Below are 19198 nucleotides of genomic sequence, written 5' to 3' on the forward strand. Positions count from 1 at the left end.
TTTCAGGTCTCGGACGGGATCTGGGAAGGGAGCCGTAGCCTCAGGGTTACGGCTCCTTCTTTATGGATTGTCACTTTTTCCACGAGTGTCTGCAAAAGTGCTTTAGCCGTCTCGACAGGCAACAGCGAAAAGGCATCCATCGTATGGGAAAGCTGGTGGGAGAAGGATTCGTTCAACAACTGCAGATCAGCAGGCAAGGTATTGGGATTGTCAGGAGCAGGCACAGCGGCGGCGGTTTCTTTGTCCAGACGGGTCTTTTCAGCGGTAAGGTCGTCGAGGTCGATCAGACCGTTGGCATAGGCTTCTACTTTTCGTTTGTAACGGGCTTGGGCTTTTTTGAGGCGTTGTCCGTGACCAGAAGCTGAGTGGGAGGGAGTGGAGAGGGTGAGCATAGGGAGCAGGGGCCGAGGAATCGGAAGGGTACGAAAAAGCTTGTCGAGCGCCTGCTTGAGCCGCAGCTCCACCTGATCGGCACGGTACGGGGTGGAATGGCAGGTTCCTTTGTTCTTATGGGCGGAACAGCGATAGACCCGGTGGCGCTTGGGCCAGCCGGAGTAGCCGATGCTCATCGACGCTCCACAATGACCACATGCCAAAAGGCCGCCGAGCAGGTGTGGACTGGTCTGGGCGCGGGAGGCGACGGGTGGCTTGGCGATGCGTCTTTGCACCTGCTCCCAGACGGATGGATCGATGATAACGGGGAGGCAGTCGGGGACGATCACCCACTCCTCCTCGTCTTTGGTCGTGCGGGTGGGGGTGCTGGAGTCGGTACGGTTCCACATCAGGGTGCCTTTGTAGGCGGGATTGGTCAGCATCAGCTTGATGGCGCGCAGGGACCATTCTTTTTTGTGCGGGGAGGGGATGCCCTCTTCGTTGAGCCGCTTGGCGATGGTCAGGTAGCCCAGGCCTTGGTTGAGATACAGATCATAGACCCGGCGCACCACCTCGGCTTCCTGCTCGTGGATGATCAGCTCCTTCTGTTCCAGACGGTAGCCGTAGGGGCTTTGTGTCAGCCATTTACCGTTTCTAGCAGCGTGATGCATATTATCGAAGACACGCTCGCGGATGCGCTCCCGCTCAAACTCAGCGACCGCACCCAGCACCTGCAAGGTCAGGCGGCCAGACGGCGTATCTGTGTCAAAGGATTCACTGGTGGAGACAAACGAAACCTGATGCTGTCCAAACAGCTCGATTAAGGTCAACAGATCCAAGAGGCGGCGGCTGAGCCGGTCGAGCTTGGTCACCATCACCTTGGCGATACGGCCTTGCCGGATAGCGGTTAGCAGTCGGTTCAGCGCGGGGCGGTCTGTGTTTTTGGCGGAGTAGCCGTCATCCACATAGAGGAGAATCTGCTGCGTCCAGCCCATCGCTTTGCAGTAGGCAGCAAGACGCTCCTGCTGTTCTTCCAGTGAGACACCTTCCCGTGCCTGCTCATCGGTGGAGACGCGGCAATAGATCGCAATGGATCGGGTCATGGCTTGCCCTCCTTCCCTGATGCTCTACTTTATTCAGCATGGGCAGGGGGTATGAATCAGAGGGTTGTCCCGGGTGCCGTCCTGCATAGACATGGGTGGAAAAGGGGGGATGCCGGTTTGAAACAGAGTCAGCATGAGCAACCACTTCAAGCTGTTTTTTGCGTGGACACAGGGGCATTAGTGGAGCCATTGGTTTCTTTTTCCGATTGGAACGATCTTGGTAACCACCATCCGGTTCTCGCCGACCAACTTCAGACAGTACTTCACACATGGGCGGCACAGGTGAAACTATCAGCTGCCCGTCATCTGCTGACAGAAGCGGTGGGAGAGGTGGCGGCGGCCCGCTATGTGATTACGATGAAGGAAGGGACTGAGTCGGTGGGGTGATGACCTCCTAAGCACCTTTGCAGAACCAAGGCTGGGCTTCCTACTGGCACGCCCAGATCATGCGCGACTTGGAGCTGACCGAAGAGGATACGATCGAATTCGCCCGTCTGCACTCCTCTGTCATCCAGCCGTCTGCGACCAGCATCAATCCGTATCATCTGGGACTGAAGATTTTTGAGGACATCGAACGCCGCTTCAACAATCCGACAGAGGAGGAGCAGCGTCGCTATGGCCGCAAGCCGGGCGGTGGCCGTGCCAAGATCTTCGAGGTGCGAGAGGTCGACTCCGACATGAGCTTCATCCGCAACTACCTGACCAAGGATCTGGTCAAAGACCTCGACCTCTACACCTTCGGCAAGCAGGGCAACGACTGGGTGATCATGGAGAAAGCATGGGAACAGGTCCGCGACAGTCTGGTCAACTCCCGTGTCAACGGCGGCTTCCCGTACATCACGGTCTTTGACGGTGATTACCTGAGAAGCGGTGAGCTGTACCTCAAGCATCACTTTGAGGACATGGAGCTGGACGTCAAATACGTGGAGAAGACCCTCCCCTACATCCACACGCTCTGGGGCAAAACGATCCATCTCGAATCCCTCGTCGAAGGCCGTCCTGTCTTGTTCACTTACGACGGAAAAAAGGTTCACCGCAGATTTTTATAATCCATTTGACCTGTTTCGACACACCAAAGACCCACACCGAGCCGATACAACAGGCCACGGAGTGGGTCTTATCCATGTCTCTATACTTATAAACCTATAATTATGCAGGAAAAGGAAGGAAATTGTTGAATTGAAATGAACGATGTTCTTTTGACATACAAGGAAGGAATGGAAAATAACATATGAAATACAAAACCAAGCTGTATATCGGATTCGGTGCCATCACGGCTCTGATGATCTTTCTCTTGGGGATCGTGTCCAGCCTTGTAACCAATATTCATACCAGCGTCGATGAGATCGTCAACGACCGTTATAAAAAAGTAGAACAAGCGACCATCGTGCAAAATGAGGTCAATAACATGACCCGTGCGCTGACCAACATGCTGTTGGCGGACAATGACCAGCAATTCCAAGAAGAGCAGAACCAGCTCAAAAAGTCCAGACTCCAAGTCGCCACCTCGCTGGAGTACCTCAACCAGCATATCAAGCTGCCACAAGGCGTTGAGAATCTGGCCCATATGGAGGTGGCCTACGATAACTACTCCCAGCTGGAAAAAGAAATCCTCGAAGATATCAGCGCCGGCCGAGTAGCGGAAGCCTCGACCAAAATCACCCACAACGCGGGTCTGATGAAACGGGAGCTGTTCACAGCGATTCAGAATCTAAAGCAGTTCCAGGAGGGATTGCTTGACGTCGCACACCAGCGTGCCATCGAAAGCTATTATTTTACGATGAAAGTCACCATTGGCTTCGTGTTGGCTGGCTTGTTGCTTGCGATCGGCATTACCTTCTGGGTGATCAGAAGCATCGGCAACAGTCTGAACCGGATCACCTCGGCGATCTCCTCCACCGAAATCGGCCCAAGTGAAAACTTACCGCGCATTGAGATCATCACCAAGGACGAGATTGGTGAAATCGCCAGAGCATTCAATCAGATGGCTGACTCCCTCGAAAAACATAATAAACAGGAACTAGAATACAAAGAAGCAATGCAGGAACACAACTGGCTCAAGACCAAAGTGGCCGAGATTACAGCCAACTATCAGGGTGTACAGGATCTGGCCGCACTCGGACAGCTGATCATCACCAAGCTGTCGCCGCTGGTGGGAGCAAGCTACGGTGTTTTTTATATCAAAGACGGACAGGATCAGCAGCAGCGCCTCCAGCGCAAAGCCTCGTATGCGTTCGACGGTGAGGCTGTCGGTGCAGAAGGCTTTGCCATGGGAGAAGGGCTGGTCGGTCAGTGTGCGCTGGAGAACCGCCCGATCCTCTTGACCGACGTGCCGAGACATTATGCCCAGATTCAATCCGGACTGGGGTATGCCACACCGACACAAGTGATCATCATGCCAGTTGAGTTCGAGGGTGAAGTACTGGCTGTCATCGAGCTTGCTTCTTTGGAACCGTTTACGGAGCTGCATCAATCCTTGCTCGCAAGCGTGCTCGATACACTTGGGGCAGCAATTAACAGTGTCGCAAGCAACATGCGGATCCGCAAGCTTCTACGTGAATCACAGACCCTCACCGAAGAGCTGCAAAGCCAATCCGAAGAGCTGCAGCTGCAGCAGGAGGAATTGCGCAGCATCAATGAAAAGCTCGAAGAACAATACAGGAATTCCGAGCTCAAAACCAAAGAGCTGGAGAAGGTCAAAGTGGATCTGGAGGAAAAAGCGAAGCAAGTCCAGCAAGCCTCCCAGTACAAGTCCGAATTCCTCGCCAATATGTCACATGAATTACGGACGCCGCTTAACAGCCTGTTGATCTTAGCCAAGATCATGTCGGAGAACAAAGAGGGCAACCTGTCCCAGAAGCAGGTGGAATTCGCCCATACGATCTACAGTGCAGGCAACGACCTGCTCCATCTGATCAATGATATCCTAGATCTGTCCAAGGTGGAGGCAGGCAAAATGTCAATCAGCCCGACAGATCTGAGTATCTATGAAATCCAGGCGTTTGCCGAGCGTCATTTCCGCACGATTGCGGCGCAGAAGGAAATCCAGTTCGACATCCGATTGGCCCAAGAATTGCCGAAGCGGATCTACTCGGATGAGCAGCGCCTGCAGCAGATTTTGACCAACCTGTTATCCAATGCATTCAAATTCACACACGAGGGTCGTGTCACTTTGGAGGTACGCCACGCTGAGCCGGAAGAATTGGCCGACCATTCCTTCATGTACGAGGTGGACCCGGTGCTGGCTCTCTCGGTCATCGATACAGGGATCGGGATTCCAAAAGAGAAGCAGTCGATCATCTTCGAGGCATTCCAGCAGGCAGATGGTACCACCAGCCGCAAATACGGCGGAACCGGACTGGGTCTGTCGATCAGCCGCGAGATTGCTCAGCTTCTTGGCGGCTGCATCACGGTGAACAGCGCAGAGGGAGTGGGCAGTACCTTTACCCTGTACCTGCCGGCCTTTTATCTGGATGCGAAGACAGAGGAGATTCTGTCGCTTAACGAAGCAGCTGTGGGAACCTATCTCGATGCGGCGGCAGCCCCTGTAGCAGATGAGTATACAAAAGTGCAGGATGAGAAAGGGGAATCTGATAGTCACGAAGAATCTCTGACAGATATGGAAGAATCCAGTGAAGTGCAGCTGGCAGGCAGAAAAATTCTCGTCGTCGATGACGATATGCGTAATGTATTCGCGCTGACCACCGCACTTGAAGACAGACAGATGAATGTGATCTTTGCGGAGAACGGACGGGAAGCGATCAAGATGATGGAAGAGCATCCCGACACCGATATGGTGCTGATGGATATCATGATGCCAGAGATGGACGGCTATGAGGCCATGCGCACGATCAGGCAGATGCCATCCTACAAATCGTTGCCGATCATCGCGCTGACAGCCAAGGCCATGAAGCATGACCGCGACAAATGTATCGAAGCGGGAGCTTCAGATTATATCAGCAAGCCGGTTCATATGGATCAGCTATTCTCTTTAATGAAGGTCTGGTTATACAAGAAATAGGAGTGTAACAGGCAGATGAACCAAGAAGAATTAGAAACGATTGAGATTGAACTGCTGCTCGAAGGAATCTATCGGTATTATGGTTTTGATTTTCGCAACTACGCCGTCTCGTCGATACGCCGCCGTATCTGGCACCGGATCCGCGCTGAACGGCTGACCAGCATCTCCGGCTTGCAGGAGCGGGTCCTGCACGACGCACGCGTGATGGAACAGCTATTGGCTGACTTCTCGATCAATGTGACAGAGATGTTTCGCGACCCCGGCTTTTTCCTCGCATTCCGCCAAAAAGTGGTACCGATTCTCAGAGACTATCCGTTTATACGAATCTGGCACGCAGGCTGTTCCACAGGGCAGGAGGTCTATTCAATGGCGATCCTGCTGCACGAGGAGGGTCTCTTTGACCGGACCCGCCTGTATGCCACCGATATGAATGAGCATGTGCTGCGACGCGCGAAGACCGGAACATTTCCGCTCGACAAAATGCAGTTATATACCAAGAACTACCTGGCAGCAGGAGGAACCCGCGCTTTCTCCGAGTATTACACGGTCAAATCCGATCAGGCGATTTTTGAACCGTTTTTGGGGGATAATATTGTGTTTGCCCAGCATAATCTGGCAACAGACCGATCTTTTAATGAATTCCACGTCATCATCTGCCGCAACGTCATGATCTATTTTGACGAAACGCTTCAAAACCGGGTGCACGACTTGTTCTACGACAGCTTGTGTATGTCTGGATTCTTTGGATTAGGGAATAGAGAAGGAGTTGTATGTACGAGCCATGCAAACGATTATGAAGAAGTCGATGGACTGGAAAAAATCTATCGAAAAGTCAGATGAGCTCAAACCTATTAATATCCTGCTCGTCGATGACCGGACGGAGAATCTTTTGGCACTGGAAGCCGTGCTGGATTCTCCCAACTATCGGCTGGTCAGCGCTCAATCTGGGGAAGAGGCGTTACGTCACGTGCTCAAAGAAGATTTTGCGGTGATTCTTCTTGACGTGCAGATGCCGGGTCTCAACGGCTTTGAGACGGCCAAGCTGATCCGGGAGCGGGAAAAGTCGCGTCATATCCCGATCATCTTCATCACAGCGATCAGCCAGACGATGGAGCATGTCGCCCGTGGCTATGCCGTCGGCGCGATCGATTATATCTTCAAGCCATTCCAGCCTGAGCTGCTGCGGATGAAGATCGAAGGCTTCATCCGGCTCCACAAGTACCAAGAGCAGATCCGCCTGCAAAGCGAGATGCTCAAATACCGTGCGCAGGAGCTGGAGAACCTGACCCTGGAGCTGCAAAAGACAGAGGCGCTCGCCCGCGCAATCGGAGAAACCTCTGTCGATACGATCCTGACACTGGCTGAGACGGGTGAAATCATCATGACCAATCCAGCGGTGAGGGAGATGTTCGGCTATCAGATGGAGGAGCTGACCGGTCAGAGTGTGGAGCTGCTCTTGCCCCAGATTCGTTCGGTCGTCACCGCGACCAGCCAGATTATCGAGATGACCGCACAGCGCAAGGACGGTACGTTTTTCCCGGTGGAAATCCATATCGGCAAGGCACATGTGACCCCCGAGAATTTTATCGTCTGCTCCATCCGCGATATCACCGAGCGCAAACAGCAGTATATCCAGCTGGAGTCGCTGGTGGCTGAGCGCACCCAGGAATTGCAGAAATCCCGTGATCTGTTCGGCAAAATCTTCAAAGCAAGCCCAAGTCTGATCGCGATCCGTTCGATGGAAGATCAACGCTATATCGATGTGAACGAGAGCTTTTTGCAATATACCGGCTATGAGTATGACGAGGTAAAGAATCTCAATGCCGACCGTCTCCTGATTCTTGATCAGACAGACAACGAAGCGCTCGCAGGGCGGGGGATTGATCTGCGGGACAGCATCCGCAACGCCAAGATCAGCTACGTGACCAAAACAGGCGAGGTACGGGAAGGGTTGCTTTCCACTGAGATCATCGAGATCGAGGGTGAGCCGTGTGTCCTCTCGGTCGTCACCGATATCACCGAACGCTGCTATCTGGAAAAAGAGATGGCCCGACTCGACCGCCTCAATCTCGTAGGCGAGATGGCGGCGGGGATCGCCCATGAAATCCGCAACCCGATGACCACGGTGCGCGGCTTTTTACAGATTGCGAAGAATTGCCAGGATATCCCGACCGAGGATTACATCGATCTGATGCTGACTGAGCTGGATCGGGCCAACACGATCATCACCGAGTTCCTGACCCTTGCCAAGAACAAATCAACCGACATGAAAAAACAGCAGCTCAACCAGATCATCTCCGCTCTGTTCCCGCTCGTCCAAGCGGAGGCGCTGTTGTCTGACAAGGGTGTCAGCATCGATCTGCAGGACTGCTCTGATCTCTATCTGGATGAAAAAGAAATCCGTCAGCTCTTCCTCAATCTCGCGCTCAACGGTCTCGAAGCGATGGAGGCAGGCGGTGAGCTGAAGGTGAAGACGTATACAGCGGGCCGTGAAGTGATCTTAGAGATCGCGGACCAAGGTGTCGGCATCTCCGAGGAATTGCTGGAGAAGATCTGGACGCCGTTTTTCACGACCAAAGAACAGGGCACGGGCTTGGGGCTTGCGGTCTGCTATAGTGTGGCTGCCCATCACAACGCGAGAATTGACGTCTCTACAAGTGAAAAAGGAACGACCTTCTATGTCCGCTTTCGGATGAATGTCGTCCCAAGCGAATAAGACAAAAGTCTGCTTTTTCCAGTGCTTCCGGCTGGATGGCAGGCTTTTTTTCATGTTAAAGTTAACAATGGTCGAAAAAAATAGGTAAATTTTACTTAACTTACACAAAGAGTTTTGCTATTATTTTTACACATACATAGATCCGACTTGTATCCAGCGACAACATAGAAAAGGAGAATAAGGGTTTATGCGCTACAGCGATGCCTACCTCGATTCCCTTCGCCTCGAAGGAGACCCAAAACCCGATCACATCATCGAAGAGCTTTTGGCTCACGGAAAGTATGATGTGGTTCATCAGATATTAAAAGAGCTGGTAAAGCCGGAAGGTTGTGAGATTGAGAGCTTTCCCCCTGTGGTGCAGGCTTTTTTGCACTCGCAGGAGCTGGTTCCACCCCATATCGACAAGCAGAGACTGATGCGGGCCAGCCAGTTTTTTGTTGAAAATGTGCTGGGGGTCTACATGATCCTTGTCACCGCCTCACTGATCGAGTCTTATGCCGTGAAGATCGGAGTGAAGGTGCTCCAGCATTCCAGCCGTCTGACCCGTGATGTGGAGCAGCGGATTTTGGAGACGGCACGGTTCGGTATCCTGATCATGGCTCCTGATCGGTTGTTTGCAGATGGTATCATGGCGATTCAGAAAATTCGTTTGATTCACGCGGCGGCTCGCTATATGGTCCTGCATCGTTCCAAATGGCCTGTTGAGCAGTATGGGGTGCCGATCTGTCAGGAGGATTTGCTCTGTACCTTGCTCGCCTTTAGCTACACCGTTGTCCAAAAATTACGAATTCTAGGCGCGAGAATCAACAAACAGGATGCTGAGGATTACATGTACCTCTGGCAGGTGGCAGGTGAGATGATGGGAATTCGGCCAGATGCTATTCCTGTAAACATGCAGGAGGCCCGTCATCTCTACCAAAAAATCCGAGAGCGTCAATTCGGCCCGTCTGCGGAAGGGGAGGAGCTGACACAGGTGTTGCTTGGGGCGATGCCCAACCTGTTTCTCGGCGGATTCATGGGGCGGTTGATCGGCAAGGTGATCATTCCTGTCTTTTTACCGCATATGGTGGGACGCGAGATGGCAGAGTGGCTGCGGATTCCGACCAACAGCCGTGAGTACCTGTACCGCCCGCTGAAGTACGGACTGCGGATGCTCGACAGATCGCGGCGCAAATCACCGTCTGTACGCAATCTGACCAGGGGGATTGGTATCTTCCTCGTCAATTCGTTCATGCGCTCTGTCAATGGGGAAGGACTGGCTTTGTTTTCGGTGCAGACCCATTCTACCTTTGAGCTGGAACACTATGATTCGCCGCAACCACCTCACATATTCGAACCGTACCCTGCAATAGAACCGCACTATTCGTCCGATCTGAATCACCCTCTGGACTTGACCCATGCTACAGACGAGCAGCAGTCGATGGGAGCATGAATATGAAAAAAGAAGCCTGTCCCTCCCCACACAAGTAGGAGCGTGACAGGCTTCTTTTGCTTAGAAAAAGAGGCGTTCGATCAACCAATAGCCGCCCATCAAGGCAACAGCGATGGAGATGATGCTGGCAATCTGACGGTAGTTGCCCTGCTTCTGTACCCATGTGAGCAGGGGCAGGAGGATCAACACGAGCAAAAGCTGCACGGCTTCGATACCGAGATTAAAGCTCAGCAGAGAAGCTACCAGATTCTCAGTCGGCAGGTTCATCTCACGCAGGATACTGGCGAAGCCCAGACCATGGATCAGACCAAAGGCAAAGGTAAGTGCCCAGCGGCGGTTCATTTCGCGGCGGAAGATATTTTCCACTGCGACATAGAGGATGGAGAGGGCAATCACCGGCTCGACGATCCAACCCGGCAGATCGATCCAACCCAACACCGCCAGTGTCAGCGTGATGCTGTGCGCGATGGTGAACGAGGTGATGACCCAGATGTACTGCTTCAGCGACTGGCGTCCGATCAGGAGAGCGAGCAGGAATAACAGGTGATCATAGCCGGTCAGGATATGCTCGGTCCCCAAGACGAAAAAGGACATCCAAGGAGAAGTGGCAGCAACTTGTCCGTTTTGACCCGTAGATGGCTGAGCCTGTGCCGGGTCTGGGCGCGGTTGTTGCTCTTGCTGTTCCTGCTGCTCTGTCAAAAGCATCGACCATTCACGCTGGTCACCCTGCAGCACCGCTTGGCTGACCTGTCCCTGATAGTGAATGGTCACGAAGTCAGCATAGTTGCTGCCCGCAGAGGTAGGCTGAATCCCATCGTTCATCGTGAGCAATTGGCCCGCTTTCGGCGGAGCATAGGTCATCACGACGGTGACGAAAGGCTTGTCCTGCAGACGGGTCACTTTGATTTCCTTGATCTCTTCAGCTTGCTGCTGATTGTCATACTCGATGACGACGCTGTCTTCCACCCATTCTTCCAGCTTTTCTTCGATGGATTCCAGCTCTTTTTGTTCCAAGACACCGTTCTGATCGGCATCGCCTCCCAGACCTTCGATGACGGACAACGTGTCGATTGAGTAAGATAATTCGACAATATTCTCGTCGATCTTCAAGGTGCTGTAGCTGACACTGTAAGCGTGTGCATGGACATGGGAAAAGGGAATCGTCACACCGAACAGCATGGTCAACAGGAATGCTGCGAATCTGTATAAAATGGTAAACTCTCCCTTCATGCGGGTTTCGACTGTTTGGAACATCGCTCATTATAGTATTACAGCAGAAAAAGAAGGTTGATTCAATTTTAATTTCTGTAAATAAAAAGATAGTACAATAAAAAATTAAATATTAATATTAAAATATTTTTGATAGAATAGTATTCGCTACATGTCCTTTTATATCGTTTTATGTCGAAAAAATTAGGAGAGGAGGAATGAAATAACTATTCTTATTTTTGCAAAATTTTAAAAAACGAGGTGCGATCCAAAAAGATGAAGCTTTCCCTATCGATTCCTTCTAAGTGGAAAAGCCTCGCGCTCAGCACAGCTGTCCTCGTGACATCGGTGCTTCCATATGGTGCGATTCCACATGCAGAAGCTTCCATTGCCAACCACGTGGTCATCAGTGAGGTATTCGGCGGCGGTGGCGGTACCAACGCTCCGTTCAAGAATGACTTCATTGAACTTTACAACCCGACCAGTCAGCCTGTTGATTTGTCCACTTGGTCTGTCCAATACGGGTCAGCAACCGGGACCAGTTTTTCAGGGAAGGTGAATCTGACCGGCAGCATTCAGCCATACAGCTATTATCTGGTATCAGGGGCTGGCGGCAGTGTCGGTGCAGATCTTCCAGCCGCACAAGCTTCCTCTACCGCGCTCAACCTTTCTGGAACCAGCGGGAAAGTAGCTCTGGTCAACTCCCAAACCACGATCACCTCCAGAACAGATGCGAGCGTCGTCGATTTCATCGGATACGGGAGTGCCAATGCTTATGAAGGAAGTGCAGCGGCACCGGTTCTGAACGGAACTGTCAGTGCGGAGCGCTTCAGCAGCGCAGGAATTGTGGCAGACGGTCAAGGGAACGGTTATGACACTGATGAAAACGCATCCAATTTCCAAGTGACCACCACACCGAATCCACAAAACACTTCTTCGCCTGCCGAACAGCCACCGACAGGAGGCCAACTCCCGCCAACCCTGAAGCCGGATGGCAGCACGTTCTTCTTCAACAATGAAAATCAAGCTTCTGCAACCGTGACAGGTACGGTCTACGGCGGCTCGAAGGTTTCTCTTTTCTATCAAGATCCGTCTGTTGACTCTTCCGTGACAGAGGCAGCTAACACGACTGCACACTCAGACGGTACATTTAGCCTCACCTTCAACAATGCAGATACAGACGCTACGATCTTCGTGACGGCGACCGGAGCAGACAAAGCTCCAAGTACTCCTGTAGAGATCCGCGCAGCGGTGGTTTCACCGTCACTGGATGCAACCAAAATCAATTTTTATGAAGAAAACGGTCAGGCAACCGTCGTAGGTACAGCTGGTGCTGTCTCGGCGAACCAACCGTATGTGGTCATCTATAATGGCGACCCTGCAAATGGGGGGCAACCGCTGAATACTGGCGCGATCAAAGCAAGTGCAGACGGTTCTTTCACATTTGGCTTTACGAACAGTGGGCTTGGTCTCACCAATGTATACGTGACCCAGCAGACGTATTCCCAGTACGGACGCAACTTCGAGAGCAATCCGGCTGTGATTGCCATCGGTCCAAAGCCGGCTGTACAGCTGACCAACCTCTCCGCCCTTCGCGAAGTCGATGCGAATGGATCGACGACCAAGAAAGGTCAGACGGTCACAGTAGAAGGGATTGTCACCATTGATAACAATGTGGTTGGCAACGGCTCCTTCTATCTGCAGGATGCGACAGGTGGGATCAATATCTTCACCAATCCTGTTGTGACAACCGCTTATAAAGTGGGCGATAAGCTGCGGATTACAGGGACAGTTGACTTTTTCAAAGGTCTTACCGAGCTGGTACCATCCGACATTACGGTGATTGGTTCTGACCTCGCTTCCGTACCAGCGCCAAAAGCAGTCACCATCGATTCATTCAGCGGAACAGCGGCATTAGAAAAGGCTGAACCACTGGAAGGCTCTCTGGTGAAGGTGACCGGAAAAGTCACTAGTGTTATGGCGAGCGGTACATCAGCGTATAACGTGACGATTAAGGATGAAAACGGTCAATCGTTGATTGTACGCGTGATGAACACGACCGGAATCAGCGCTACGGCTGCTTTGGTACTGAACAAAACCTACGAAATTACTGGTGTGCTCAGTCAGTACGCTTCTTCCGCTCCGTATACCTCTGGATACCAAGTGTTCCCAAGAACCACCGCTGATATCAAAGAAGTAACGGCGATCAACCTCGCGCATACGCCAATCGCACAAGGCTACACCGATACCGATCTGACGTTTACCGCACAGGCAGAATCCAGCGATCCTCTCAGTGTAGCGCTGTTCTACCGGGCCACAGGTGCTGCGAACTTCACCAAGGCCGACATGGTACAGACAACCGCACCTACCTATTCGGTTACCCTGCCAAAAGCAGACGTGCCACAGGCGGGCTTCGAATACTACATCCAAGCCACTGCAGGCAATCTGACCAAAACAGCGAACAACCGCGACAGCCTGACCCCATATGTGGTAACGCTGATTGCAGACACGCAAGGCCCAGCCTTTACCAACGAGCAACCGATGAACACGTCTCGCGTGGAAGATAAGAGTCCGGTAGTTGCTGTCGCCGTCACCGACCCGAATGGGATCGATCAGGCTTCCATCACTGCGACGTTGGATGGACAATCTGTTCCAGCCACTTTTGCAGACGGAAAAGTAATGCTGACCCTCTCAGGCGAGCTCAGCATCGCGAAGCACACGGTAAGCATCACCGCCAAAGATATGAAAAACAACCCAAGCACCATCACGTGGGAGTTCACTGTTACGGAAACGTTCACAGGTGGTCAGCACTACCGTGGTACGACTCACAACCACACCAACATCTCTCATGACGGGGCAGGTACACCAGAACAAGCCCTCGTCGAAGCGAAAAAATATCAATACGACTGGTTTGCCTACTCTGACCACTCTCATGATATCGACCCCGAACTGATTGAGACAGGAGCAGACCTGCTCAACAAAAACGGGATGCCTGAACGCACAGGTGGCACCGAGTGGCAATTGACCAAGTCTTTAGCTAACCAATACACCCAAAACGGTGAATTCGTCGTCTTCCCGGCTTTTGAGATGACATCCACCTCATGGGGTCACTCCAACGTATTTGGTACAGACAACTTCATCGACCGCAAAATCAGCGGCAGCAAGTACCAAGATCTGAACCAATACTACGCATGGGTACTGACCAACGATAATATCGCGGCTCAGTTCAACCATCCGGATATGTCTGCCAATGCATTCAACAACTTCACGCCATACGATAAAAACGTTGACCAGCTGTTCACCATGATGGAAGTGGGGAATGGTTCCGGTCACTATGGCTACGCTAACGCGGAGAAGAAGTTCTACAGCGCTCTTGACCTCGGCTGGCACGTCGCTCCTACTTTTGGTGAGGATAACCACGAAGGTACATGGGGTCAGACCAACCGCCGTACCGTTATCGTAGCAAGCGATCTGTCCCAAGCGTCCTTGCTCCATGCGATGCGCAACATGCGTGTCTACATGGTGGAGGACCCGAACTTCACCCTCGATGTGAAGGCAAACGGCAAGTATATGGGTGCTGTCGTAGACGGCTCCACGATCAACTTCGAGATCTCCGGCAGCGACTTGGTGACGGAATCCCGCACCGATGAGAAGTATGGCTACCTGCCTGCTGACTATGTATCCGATGACCGCATCACGAAAGTAGAGCTGATCACCAATGGTGGGCAAGCCATCCAGACCATCTCCCCACTGACCAAAGACTTCACATGGACTCCATCTGTGAACATCATCGGCGGTCAGCAATGGTTCGTCGTCAAGGTCACACAGGCAGACGGTGAGCAGATGTACTCTGCACCGATCTGGTCCCAAGAAGTAGCAGATGACGTAAAAGTCAGCGGTATTGAAATCGTAGGCGAGACCATCATCGCAGGCAACCCAGCTACCCTGCAGGCAGGTATCTCCAACCTCGGTACCAACAATACTTCTGGACTGACCGTACGTTTCTACTATGACGCAGTGGACAATGCACACCTGATCGGTGAATCCACGATTGCGACTCTCAATGCCAAGAGCGTAGGAAAAGCAAGTGTCACATGGGCCAGCCCAATCAGCGGTGACCATAAGCTGATTGCCGTTGTCTCTGCACCTGGCGCAGACAACCCGGCTGACAACCAATTCATCAAAGACAACGTGCACATCAAAGAACCGCTCGGCATCAAAATTGTATTCGACGCGGCTCATAAAAACGAGAACACCACGACCGACACCAGCACCTACAAAGACAACCTGAAATCGATCACCATCTTGTTGCAGCGTGAAGGCTACACTGTCGTGGAAAATAAAGACCCAATCACCGATAGCCTGCTTGCAGGCACCAAAGTATTGGTCATCTCACATCCAGTCACAGATTTGACCGCAGCAGAGAACACAGCAGTGGCTAACTTTGTCCGCAACGGCGGTTCCCTGTTCCTTTTGGAAAAATCTAACTACGGTACTACCAACACCGTTATCAACAATGACCTCTTGGCTGAGATGGGTGCTACCATCCGTTTCACCAACGATGGTATTTATGATGACTCCAAGACCGGTAACTTCTGGTCGAACCCACTCACTGCCAAACATGCAGTACGTCTCTTCCCAGGTCTTGTTCCGAACTACATCACCGACCGGGTGAAGTTCGTTGACTACTACAGCGGTTCCAGCTTATCCGCGGCAGGCGACCAACCATTGACCAACACCGACAGCGTCACCGTCCTTGCTTTTGGTAACGAAACCACCTACCAAACCAGCATCAAAGGCGGCTACACCTATGACAATGTATCCGATACGACAGGGGGTTCCGCCATCCCAGCGATTGCCTCTGAGCTCGTCGGACAAGGGAAGATCGTTGTCTCTGGGATGAACATCATGAACGACAAGCAGATGGATGAAAGCTACGAGCCAAAAGGCAACAATGAACTGGCTCTCAACGCATTCAACTGGCTCGCAGGACGCGGCACCAAGGTCTCTACCATCGGCGAAGCACGCACCAAAGCAGAAGGTACCGATGTTGTCGTCGAAGGTGTCGTCACCACTCCGGCAGGCAACTTCTTCGATGCGTTCTATGTACAAGATGCAACAGGCGGGATCATGGCATTCAATGAAGTGCCAGAGGGAACGCTTGCCTTGGGTGACACCGTACGTATCTATGGTCACATCAAGACATTTGAGAAAAACCTAGAGCTTGAATTCAATGAGTTCAAGATGGATGTCATCAAGACAGGCCACACGACTCCAATCGAGCCTACTGTGCTTTCGACCGGTCAAGCATCGGCAGAAGCCAACCAAGGTCTTTTGGTGAAGGTAACAGGAACGGTCGTCTCTCAATATGATGCCAACTCCTATGTAATCAATGACGGCTCAGGCCCAATCCTTGTCTTCGTAGACGGTTACATCAAAGACCAGTCCGGCCCGATTCCGGCGCTTGCAGTAGGAGACACGTATGAAGCGGTAGGTCTGACAGGCAAGTTCACGGATGGTATCCGCATCCGCGTGCGTAACACGCAAGAATTGCGCAAAGTGGACGTTCCGACGCCACCAACAACGCCGCCGACTACACCACCGACTACACCAACAACGCCGCCAACCACACCAACTACACCAAGACCAACCGTGCCGACCACGCCGGAAGAATTGGTGCAACTGAGCAACCAGACCGCAGCTGCCATCACCAACGCAACGGATGCCAAAACAGTCATCAGCGCGGTGAATGACGTGATCAACGGCCTGACGACCATGCTCAAAAGAGAGAACAATGATCTAGGCGCAGAGCTGGATGCCACTAACACCGCCGTGACCCAAGTGCTTGGCGCAATGGTAATCCAATTAGACAACGGCATCGTCGAACCAAAAGACGTAGCCCAAACCGCCGACAAACTGATCACAGGCGTCATCACCACCCTGATCAACACTGTCGACGCCAATGACACCGAGTCCATCGACAAAGCGAATACCGTAGTCAACAGCATGCTGTCTACCGTCTACGCCAACCTCGATACCAAAGCAGTCACCACCAAAATGGCAACCAACCTCAACACCACAGTTGCCAGCCTCCTGAACAAAATGGATGACGTAACAGTGGCAGCTGATGGCCAAGTCACCAACCTTGACGAACAGATCGAAGCGATCACCCAGGCGACAGATGCTTTTGCAGAAAGCCTCGGCGACCATGCTTCCCTGCTCACTGTGAGCCGTAACGTGGAACTCCACGCAGGCACAGACGAAGAGGGCGAACCAACAGAAGACATGACGGTAACCCTGTCCCAAGAAGTGGTTACCAAGCTCAATGAAAACAACTTTGATGTCACCCTGCAAAACCCAGCCGAAGCAGGCATGATCCTGCCGACCGGTCTTTTGAATGAGATCGGTGACAAGGAAGTGGTGCTGTCTATGACCAAGTCCAACACCAAAGCGTCTGTATCCAAAAGCTTCAACCTGCAGACCAGCCAAGGCTATGTGTTGAACATCACGGCAGACGGCCAACCTGTCACCCAGTTCGGTACAAACAAGGTACACGTCACCTTACCGTATCAGTTCAAAACGACCAAGCCACTGCTCGCGTACTACTTCAATGAAGCGAGCAAGAAATGGGTAGCCGTGAGTGAGAACGGAACAGCTGCAGCAGTCACAACTGCCAACGGCCTTGCTTCCTTCGATACCACGCACTACACCGAGTTCCGTCTCTCCGAGGCACATGTCTCCCGCATCGGCTTCAGCGAAAAAGCGGTACAAGCAGCACCAGGCCAGCAGGTTCAATTGAAGCTGTATGCCTACACCTCTGATCAGAACAAGTTCGACGTCACTGCCAAAGCATCCGGCACCCGCTACAAGTCCAGCAACACCGCTGTGGCAACGGTAAGCGAAGACGGAACAATCACCATCAACGCGAAGGCAAAAACAGGCTCCAAAGTAACCATCACGGTAACGAGCCAACGTCGAAGCACCAAGATCGAGATCACAGTGAAAAACACCAAGGCAACCCTGAAGGAACAGGCTGCCACACAAGTGAAGAGCAAGTAAGCATGAAAACCACCTGACCCGTTGGAGGATTTTACTTTCAACCATCGGCAGGTGGTTTTTCTTTTTTACACATGAGAGGGTAAACGTATCGACACTCGTATATCTGGAATGTATAATCGTTGTATAAGTTATGTACATCTACATAAATTGGAGTTATGGGGAAGCAAGCAGAACGGGAATCATACAGATAAGAAGCTTGTCCCCTGCGGAGGTAGCCTCTCATGAGAGAATTTCAGAAACCCGTGATCGTTGTAAGCAAGTGCCTGCAATTCGATGCCTGCCGCTACAATGGCGAGATGCTCAATGACCCTGTCGTGGAAAGTCTGTTGCCCTATGTCACCTTTGTCCCGATCTGTCCCGAGGTCGAGATCGGACTGGGGACTCCCCGTGAGACGATCCGGATTGTCAAGGATGGAGAGCAGAACAGACTGATGCAGCCAAGCACAGGTGCTGACGTGTCTGATGCGATGAACCGTTTTACCGATGCATTCATCCAAGCCTTGGGCGAAGTGGACGGCTTTATTCTCAAGAACCGGTCCCCCAGCTGCGGGGTCAAGGACGTCAAGATCTACTCTGGTCTGGAAAAAGCACCTGTCATCGAGACAGGCGGAGGTTTTTTCGGCGGGAAGATCTTTGAGACGTTCTCCCATCTGGCTGTGGAGGAGGAGGGCAGGCTGAAGAACTTCCTCATCCGTGAGCATTTTTTCACGAAGCTGTTTACACTGGCCCAATTCCGTCAGATCAAAAAGACGGCCTCGATGCGCGAGCTGGTCAAGTTCCACAGCGATAACAAATATCTGCTGATGTCCTATAACCAGAGTGAACTCAAGCGCCTCGGCAATATCGTCGCCAATCATGAGAAGCTGCCGATACAAGACGTCTATGAGCAATATGAAAAGGGTCTCTATCATGCCCTTCGCCGTTCACCGCGTCAGCCGACCAACATCAATACGCTTACCCATATTATGGGCTACTTCTCCAAAGAGCTTTCTTCTAATGAGAAGACGTATTTTTTGGAGCTGCTTGAAAAATACCGCAACCGTAAAGCACCGCTTTCTAGTCCCTTGGGAGTCCTGCGCTCATGGGTGATTCGCTTTGAGCATGATTATTTGCGGGATCAGACGATTTTTAACCCGTATCCGGAAGCCTTGGTGGAGATCACCGATTCAGGGAAGGGACGAGACTATTGATGAAAAAGCTGTTCAGTTGGGCGTCGACCGCCTGATTGAACAGCTTTTTTGCCTGACGGCTGATTCGTCTATACCAAACAAGATGAGCGTCATAGT

Annotated in this window: 9 protein-coding genes and 1 pseudogene; 8 read left to right on the forward strand and 2 right to left on the reverse strand. The window is 52.1% G+C overall.

The window, feature by feature from the left end:
• Positions 1–2 precede the first annotated feature (2 nt).
• On the reverse strand, positions 3–1475 hold the full coding sequence (locus FGI41_RS18535) for a recombinase family protein (protein ID WP_139491827.1): 1473 nt from the start codon (positions 1473–1475) through the stop codon (positions 3–5).
• Between the two features lie 117 nt (positions 1476–1592).
• On the opposite strand from FGI41_RS18535, the gene FGI41_RS18540 reads away from it, so the two are divergent.
• The 6 genes and pseudogenes from FGI41_RS18540 (at position 1593) to FGI41_RS18565 (ending at position 9644) form a co-directional block, all read left to right on the forward strand.
• On the forward strand, positions 1593–1862 hold the full coding sequence (locus FGI41_RS18540; protein WP_139491828.1) for a hypothetical protein: 270 nt from the start codon (positions 1593–1595) through the stop codon (positions 1860–1862).
• Between the two features lie 17 nt (positions 1863–1879).
• Positions 1880–2524 (forward strand): annotated as a pseudogene (locus FGI41_RS18545) (SpoVR family protein); the annotation flags it as partial.
• 182 nt (positions 2525–2706) lie between these two features.
• Positions 2707–5496 (forward strand): response regulator, encoded by a 2790-nt coding sequence (locus tag FGI41_RS18550; protein ID WP_139491829.1) that lies wholly within the window; start codon positions 2707–2709, stop codon positions 5494–5496.
• Between the two features lie 15 nt (positions 5497–5511).
• Positions 5512–6336: a CheR family methyltransferase gene (locus FGI41_RS18555; RefSeq protein WP_139491830.1), complete on the forward strand. Its 825-nt coding sequence runs from the start codon at positions 5512–5514 to the stop codon at positions 6334–6336.
• A complete protein-coding gene (locus FGI41_RS18560) occupies positions 6278–8212 on the forward strand; it encodes a PAS domain S-box protein (protein WP_255298534.1) in 1935 nt (644 codons plus the stop codon). The genes FGI41_RS18555 and FGI41_RS18560 overlap by 59 nt, the downstream gene beginning before the upstream one ends.
• 187 nt (positions 8213–8399) lie before the next feature.
• Complete coding sequence (locus FGI41_RS18565) at positions 8400–9644, forward strand: oxygenase MpaB family protein (RefSeq protein WP_139491831.1); 1245 nt, start codon at positions 8400–8402, stop codon at positions 9642–9644.
• Between the two features lie 60 nt (positions 9645–9704).
• Here FGI41_RS18565 and FGI41_RS18570 read toward each other — a convergent pair whose 3' ends face one another.
• Positions 9705–10898, reverse strand: a complete 1194-nt coding sequence (locus FGI41_RS18570; RefSeq protein ID WP_139491832.1) for a HupE/UreJ family protein — start codon at positions 10896–10898, stop codon at positions 9705–9707.
• Positions 10899–11129: 231 nt separating this feature from the next.
• On the opposite strand from FGI41_RS18570, the gene FGI41_RS18575 reads away from it, so the two are divergent.
• Positions 11130–17912 carry a DUF4350 domain-containing protein gene (locus tag FGI41_RS18575; protein WP_139491833.1) on the forward strand — a complete coding sequence of 2261 codons (6783 nt, stop codon included), beginning with the start codon at positions 11130–11132 and terminating at the stop codon, positions 17910–17912.
• A 221-nt stretch (positions 17913–18133) separates the two neighbouring features.
• Positions 18134–19102 carry a YbgA family protein gene (locus FGI41_RS18580; RefSeq protein ID WP_139491834.1) on the forward strand — a complete coding sequence of 323 codons (969 nt, stop codon included), beginning with the start codon at positions 18134–18136 and terminating at the stop codon, positions 19100–19102.
• The last annotated feature ends 96 nt before the right edge of the window (positions 19103–19198 follow it).

The organism is Brevibacillus dissolubilis, assembly GCF_006170445.1.
Lineage (GTDB): Bacteria > Bacillota > Bacilli > Brevibacillales > Brevibacillaceae > Brevibacillus_B > Brevibacillus_B dissolubilis.